The sequence below is a fragment of the Marinomonas epiphytica genome (assembly GCF_054780655.1).
This window is the reverse complement of record NZ_BAAGVX010000011.1, coordinates 1-618: the sequence shown is the minus strand read 5'-3', so window position 1 is coordinate 618 and position 618 is coordinate 1. Positions and strand designations below refer to the sequence as shown.

The following is a 618-nucleotide window of genomic DNA, read 5'->3' as shown; positions in this document are numbered from 1 at the left end:
AAAGGTGAGCCGCTTTCAAACAGCGTTATGGCATTTGTTGAGGCTTCGGCAAACACTTATCGAGCACGCTTGGCTGATATGAGTTGGTTTATGAGGGAGCTAAATGAACCTATTGCCCGCAGAGCTAATTTAGAAGACGAATGTACCGGTCGATTCTGGGAGGGGCGATTTAAATCCCAAGCCTTACTTGATGAAGCCGCTTTAATTGCTTGTATGGCGTATGTAGACCTCAACCCACTACGCTCAAGTATTAGTGAGACTCCCGAGAGTTCCGATTATACGAGCATAAAAAGACGTATTGATGCAGCAAAAAGAAAAGAACAACCTAAACCCTTGTTCCCATTTGTTGGGAATCCACGAGAGAACATGCCTGAAGGGTTGCCATTTAAATTTACAGATTACCTAGAGCTGGTTGATATAACTGGGCGTATCATCAGAGAAGGAAAAAAAGGCTTTATCGACACATCATTAATGCCTATTCTCCAAAGACTGAACATTGCTTCAGAAAATTGGCTGTGTATTGCGACGCAGTTTGAGATTAAAACTGGCCGCATAGTGGGGCATGAATATGCCATAGATTACTATTGCCAACAGCATCATCGACGCCGAAAACCTAAC

The 618-nt window shown here is 43.4% G+C and carries 1 protein-coding gene; it reads left to right on the top strand.

Going from position 1 to position 618, the window contains the following annotated elements; genetic code table 11:
- Positions 1-618, top strand: a 618-nt coding sequence (locus ACYVGZ_RS03985; RefSeq protein WP_460751549.1) for a transposase, incomplete at both ends; no start/stop codon positions are given.